Genomic DNA, 6,793 nt, shown 5'->3' on the forward strand with positions numbered 1-6,793 from the left:
ATGGTGTCCCGTGATGGATTCGAACCATCGACCCCTTCATTAAAAGTGAAATGCTCTACCAGCTGAGCTAACGGGACCTCTTTAATCAATCGAAACAAGCACGATTGTGAGGGCGAAATTATAGGGGAAAGATGTTGTTTTGTCAAGGAAGAATGATTAATTAACTAAAAAACAGGTCACGGTCAATATTAAGGAGCATTTTAACAGCCATTAGGACACTTTGCTCTTGGATATAGTTGCGATCACCTTCGAAATTAAATCGTTCGGTATGGACGGTCGTTTTGGATCGTGCGCTGATATAAACCGTTCCGACCGGTTTGGTATCGCTCCCTCCGCTCGGTCCGGCGATTCCGCTGATGGATAGGGCATAATCGGCAAAACTGACATTCAACGCCCCCTCCGACATCTCCAGTACCACTTCGGCACTTACGGCACCGTGATGTTCGAGTGCGGCATCATCAACGGCTAACCAGTTGGCTTTGAGGGTGTTGGAATAGGTGATTAACGAACCATCAAATACGGTGGAAGCACCACTTTGGGCGGTAAAGAAATGGGCGAGTGATCCGCCGCTGCAACTTTCGGCAAACGAGATTTTTTTGTGGTGAAGATTGAGTTTTTCGATGATAAATGCGGCAACGTTTGTTGCGGCAATCACTTTATGGTGCATTAATCCGCGCGCTGAGGCAATGAATTGGGATAAATTTCCGTGTTTGCGGGTATGAATTCGAATTTTAAGCCACCCCTCTACCAGTTCGCTGAATTCGAGTTTGACATCGAAATTTTGGGCTAGTGGTTCGAGAAGCGTTTGGGCACTGAGAAGTTCTTCGTTAAAGAGATGAATAGTCGATAGGCGTGATTCGTCATCAATGAGGATCGGAGGGAGCGCTTTTCCCTCGGTTGCCAAAATAACATTAATTTCGGAGCTGTTATGGGTGAGGAGATAACTGCCGTTCTCTAAAATAGAGGCACGAGAGGGGATAAGCATTTGTTCTTTTAAAATTTGATTGTCTCCAGTGACGGTACTGAGGAGTTTTCCGACAATCGTAAAGGTATTCTTTGTCGTGATAACAATGAGTTTGGATTCATATTTTAAAAGTGTTTCAAGGTGTAAAAATAAACCCTTGTCCGATTCCTCGAAATAGTTAATGGAGTCGATTGACGTGAGAGAGTTTTTGATACTTCGAAGAATATAGCGCTCATACGCTTCATTTAAAATCAGCCGATTCCCTACGAAAATAACATCACGTTTCATGGTTTTCCTGAGTATAAAATTGGGATAGTATAGCACAGTGACAGCAAATTTTAATCACCTAAGAGATATAATGCACCACTTTTTCTATAAGGTAACAGATGGATTATAAAGAGACCCTCCTTCTACCTCAGACCGAGTTTCCGATGCGCGGAAATTTGGTTCAAAATGAGCCTACACGCTATAGTGCGTGGATTGCCAATGACGTTTACGGCCGTATGAAAGCCAATCGTAAAAGTGCCGAAAGCTTTACGCTGCATGATGGACCTCCGTATGCCAACGGTCACACTCATATCGGACATGCTCTCAACAAAGTGCTTAAAGATATTATTGTCAAATACCACTATTTCAACGGTAAATCGGTTCGTTTCACTCCGGGATGGGATTGTCATGGGCTACCTATCGAGCAACAGGTTGAGAAAAAACTGGGCGGGAAGCAGAAAAAAGAGCTTCTTAGCACCGCAGAAGTGCGCCAAATGTGCCGCGATCACGCCTCCGAGTTTGTCGATATCCAGCGCGAAGAGTTTAAAAAACTGGGTGTTATTGCTGATTGGGATAATCCGTATTTGACGATGGATTCCAAGTTTGAAGCGAATATCTATCGTACCCTTTGCGCCGTGGCGAAAAAAGGGTTGTTGATTGAGCGTTCAAAACCGGTCTATTGGAGTTGGGCAGAGCGTACCGCGTTAGCTGAAGCGGAAGTCGAATACGAAGACAAAGAGGACTACTCGATTTATGTCGCATTTGAACTCAGCGATGAGGCAAAAGTACGTGCGGGGATCGAGGGGAATGCCGCCATCGTGATCTGGACGACGACACCGTGGACATTGCCTGCCAATACAGGGATCTCTCTTAACCCTGATGAGGTTTATGTCCGAACATCCGATGGTTACATCGTGGCTGAAAAACGTTATGAATCGATGATTGAAGAGGGTGTGTTTAGCGGAAGTGTTGTTCAAAAAATCGAAGCGAAAAAGTTCGAAAATCTCTATGCAATCAATCCTCTCAACGGTCGTGGTTCACATTTGGTCTTGGGTGAACACGTTTTGATGGAGAACGGTTCGGGATGTGTTCATACCGCACCGGGACACGGGGAAGATGACTACCGTATCGGTCTTCGTTATAATCTCGAAGTGGTGATGCCGGTCGATGAGACGGGATGTTATGACCTGACAGTAGTTCGTGAAAAACTTCTTCCGAATCCTGAAGAGTTCGTCGGTAAACATATTTTTAAATGCAATGAACCGATTATCGAATTACTTGGCAACAAAGCACTTAAAGTGTCTAAATTTCGCCACTCCTACCCTCATTGCTGGAGAAGTCACACGCCGTTGATCTACCGTGCGACGAAGCAGTGGTTTATCAGTGTAGACGGAATCCCTGAGGGTGAAACAAAGACCCTTCGTGAAATCGCTCAAGCGGAAGTGGCCAAAACAGCATTTTATCCGGAGAGCGGACGTAACCGTTTGGGTTCAATGGTCGAAAACCGCCCTGACTGGTGTATCTCTCGTCAGCGTGACTGGGGTGTTCCTATCGCATTTTTCCGTGTCAAAGCGACGGGGGAAGTGATTTTGGATGAGAAAGTCCTTAACTTTATCGCGATGATTTTCGAGATGCACAGTACCGATGCGTGGTACTCGATGAGTATCGCAGAACTCCTTTATCCGGGATGCCCGTACAAAGCAGACGAACTCGAAAAAGTTTCCGACATTCTCGACGTTTGGTTCGATAGCGGTTCGACGTGGAATGCGGTTCTTAAATCCCGTAACTACGATGCGGGAGAATTTCCGGCTGATTTGTATATCGAAGGAAGCGATCAGCATCGTGGATGGTTCCAAAGTTCACTCTTTTTGAGTACGGCAGTGGAACATATCGCTCCGTACAAAGCTCTTTTGACTCACGGTTTCACCGTCGATGAGAAGGGTGAGAAGATGTCGAAATCCAAGGGGAACGTCGTCGCTCCTGAAACAGTTCTCAAAGAGTACGGTTCCGAGATTTTGCGTCTATGGGTAGCGATGAGCGACTATCAGGGAGATCTGAAAATCTCCGGCAATATCCTCAAACAAACGGCGGATCAATACCGAAAATTGCGTAATACGTTCCGTATTATGCTGGCGAATCTTGATGGATTGGACGCTATCGTTCCCTACAGTGAAATGGGCGAAATCGATAAATGGATCGTCTCCAAAGCCAAAGAGGTGTTTGACGAGACCCACCGTTTGTTCGGAGAGTACAACTTCGTTCACGGGATGAGCGGACTGAACTATTTCATCGTTAATGAGCTCAGCGGAGTTTATATCGATATTACCAAAGACCGTATGTATTGTGACGGCGCTAATTCTGCAGAACGTCGTTCGACGCAAAGCGCAATGGCGATCATCGCCAAATCGATGCTTGGATTGATCGCTCCGATTTTGACCTATACCGCCGATGAGATTTTCGAGAATGCTCCTGCAATTTTAAAGGGAGAGGCTAACGATATTTTCGATGTGACCTATGCCTCAATCGAAGCGGTTGAGAGTAATTGGGATGACGCAACGATGAAAGTGATCCGTGAAAAATTCAATGAGATCGTGGATGGATTGAAGAAAGAGAAGGTGATTAAAAATACGCTTGAGCTTGTTATCTCTACCACATCAACGGTTGCAAAATCGATGAAAAAAGCGGATATTGAAGAGTATTTGGTCATTTCTAAATGGTGTGCATGTGAACTCAAAGAGATTTTAGGAACGTTCGAAATCGAGGGAGAATCATTTAATATTGCCCTCGCTTCCAAAGCTAAATGTCCCCGTTGTTGGAAATACCACAGCGAAGATGAAGAGACATTGTGTCCGCGTTGTTCGCAGGTAGTTGCGTAATGATCGATGTCACACAACCCGTCCCTTTGAGCTTCGTCGCCGAAACGGTCGGGGTTATTTTCATCGTAATCGCTTTGGGTATTATGATGGTAAGAAATGCAAAACGTAGAAAGGAAAGTGTATGATCACACTTAAAGAGGCGTTAAAGCTCTCAAAAGAAGAACTCAGCTCACTTAAAGAGGAATTGAAAGCCAAGATTGCCGCCAATAGTGAACTCAATGCCTATATCGATGTTCTCAACGTCGGTGAGGGGATTCCGATCGCGATCAAAGATAACATTCAAGTCACTGGATGGTCTGTAACGTCGGGATCGAATATTCTCAAAGGATACATTGCTCCCTACAATGCGACCGTTATTGAAAAGCTCCTTGCCGCGAATATGTCACCGTTTGGGCGTACCAATATGGACGAATTTGCGATGGGTTCAACGACCGAGAGCAGCTGTTACGGCAAAACTTTCAATCCTCTCAATCATAACTGTGTTCCGGGTGGAAGCTCGGGCGGTTCGGCAGCAGCGGTAGCAGCAGGGCTTGCGGTTGCGGCATTGGGTAGCGATACAGGCGGATCAATTCGTCAACCGGCAGCATTTTGCGGAATCGTCGGGATGAAACCGACCTATGGGCGTGTTAGCCGTTACGGATTGGGTGCGTATGCGAGTTCACTCGATCAAATCGGACCGATGACTCAAAACGTCGAAGATGCGGCGATTCTTTATGATATTATCCAAGGGTATGATCCGAAAGATTCTACAAGCGCGGATCGAAATGACGGCACGGTTAGCGATAAGCTCGATAGCAATGTGAAACTCAAAATCGCTATCGTCCCTGAGTATGTCAAAGATGCCTCCGAGGATATCCGTAACGCCTATGCCAAAGTGGTCGAAGCGCTGAAAAACGCGGGTCATACCATCGTCGAAAAAAGCCTGATGGATCCGAAATACGATATCTCAGCGTATTACATTACGGCGACGGCGGAAGCGACGACCAACCTTGCCCGTTATGACGGTATCCGCTACGGTAACCGAGTCGAGGGGGATAACCTAAAAGATACTTTTTTACAAACCCGCTCGCAAGGTTTCGGAGCCGAAGTACAACGCCGTATTATGCTCGGAAACTTCGTTTTATCATCGGGTTATTACGATGCCTATTATGTCAAAGCCCAAAAAGTACGTTCATTGATCCAAGAGGAGTATAATAAGATTTTCGAAGAAGTTGATCTTATTTTAACTCCGGTAGCTCCTCGCACGGCGTATGAGTTCGGTGCTCTTAGTGATCCGCTTGAGATGTACTTGAGTGATATTTACACCATTTCGGTCAATCTCGCAGGTCTTCCGGCGATTTCGATTCCCGTTGATACCGCGACAAACGGTATGCCTGTCGGTCTTCAACTCATTGCCGCTCCGTATGCAGAGCAAATACTCTTTAACGGGGCTCTTAGCCTCGAAACTCAACTCAAAGGACAATTATCATGAATATTCGTAAACGCGCCCTCACTTTTGAAGATGTATTACTTATCCCTAAATACTCTGAGGTTCTTCCGAAAGAGGTGAGTTTAAAAACCATGTTGACTCGTAATATCCCCCTCAACATTCCGATGGTCTCTGCGGCGATGGATACCGTTACGGAATACCGTGCGGCGATTGCTATGGCACATTTGGGCGGGATCGGAATTATCCATAAAAATATGGATATCGAAACCCAAGTCAAACAGATTAAAAAAGTTAAAAAATCAGAGAGTGGTATCATCATCGATCCGATTTATGTCCATCCTGATGCGACACTCGAAGATGCTGAAGCATTGATGAACGAGTTCAAAATCTCCGGTGTCCCTGTTGTCGATGAGCATAATAAACTGCTCGGTATTTTGACCAACCGTGATATGCGTTTTGAAAAAGATTTGTCTAAACTGGCGATTGATGCAATGACTCCAATGCCGCTTATTACCGCAAAAGCGGGGATCACGTTGGCGGATGCAGAGCAAATGATGCATGTTAATAAAATCGAAAAACTTCCGATCATCGATGATAATGGCTTGCTCAAAGGGTTGGTTACGATCAAAGATATTAAAAAACGGATCGAATACCCTCATGCTAACAAAGATGATTTCGGTCGTCTTCGTGTCGGTGCCGCAATCGGTGTCGGTCAAATGGATCGTGCACGCGCTCTTGTGGATGCGGGTGTTGATGTATTGGTTTTGGATTCGGCACATGGTCACTCCAAAGGGATTTTAGACACCGTAAAAGCGATCAAAAAAGAGTTGGTTGTTGACATCATCGCCGGAAACGTTGCGACGGGCGAAGCAACTCTTGCGCTTATCGAAGCGGGTGCTGATGGTGTCAAAGTAGGTATCGGACCGGGATCGATCTGTACAACTCGTATCGTAGCGGGTGTGGGTGTTCCTCAAATCTCGGCTATCGATGAGTGTGCGGCTGTGGGACGGAAATACGGAGTACCGATCATCGCTGATGGTGGTATCCGTTATTCAGGTGACATCGCTAAAGCGTTAGCCGTTGGTGCGAGTGTTATTATGGCAGGATCTCTCCTCGCAGGTACTGAAGAGTCCCCAGGCGACACAATCATGTACCAAGGACGTCAGTATAAATCGTATCGCGGTATGGGCTCAATAGGAGCAATGACCAAAGGCTCAACAGATCGTTATTTCCAAGAGGGGACAGCGGCGGATAAAC

Annotated in this window: 4 protein-coding genes and 1 tRNA gene; 3 read left to right on the forward strand and 2 right to left on the reverse strand. The window is 46.0% G+C overall.

All coding sequences use genetic code 11. The features are described 5' to 3' along the window. Position 1: 1 nt before the first annotated feature. Positions 2-77, reverse strand: a tRNA-Lys gene (locus JZU62_RS05765). Between the two features lie 83 nt (positions 78-160). Continuing rightward, positions 161-1,252: a CinA family protein gene (locus JZU62_RS05770; RefSeq protein ID WP_295012794.1), complete on the reverse strand. Its 1,092-nt coding sequence runs from the start codon at positions 1,250-1,252 to the stop codon at positions 161-163. A 98-nt stretch (positions 1,253-1,350) separates the two neighbouring features. On the opposite strand from JZU62_RS05770, the gene ileS reads away from it, so the two are divergent. The 3 genes from ileS to guaB form a co-directional block, all read left to right on the forward strand. After that, positions 1,351-4,107, forward strand: a complete 2,757-nt coding sequence (ileS, locus tag JZU62_RS05775) for an isoleucine--tRNA ligase (RefSeq protein WP_295012796.1) — start codon at positions 1,351-1,353, stop codon at positions 4,105-4,107. Positions 4,108-4,228: 121 nt separating this feature from the next. After that, positions 4,229-5,578, forward strand: coding sequence for an Asp-tRNA(Asn)/Glu-tRNA(Gln) amidotransferase subunit GatA (gene gatA / locus JZU62_RS05780; RefSeq protein ID WP_295012798.1), 1,350 nt, complete (start codon positions 4,229-4,231; stop codon positions 5,576-5,578). Then, positions 5,575-6,793: IMP dehydrogenase (gene guaB / locus JZU62_RS05785; protein ID WP_295012800.1), on the forward strand; the 1,219-nt coding region annotated here is incomplete at its 3' end. The genes gatA and guaB, both read left to right, overlap by 4 nt.

Origin of the sequence: Sulfuricurvum sp. (assembly GCF_019163035.1) — a bacterium.
GTDB lineage: Bacteria > Campylobacterota > Campylobacteria > Campylobacterales > Sulfurimonadaceae > Sulfuricurvum.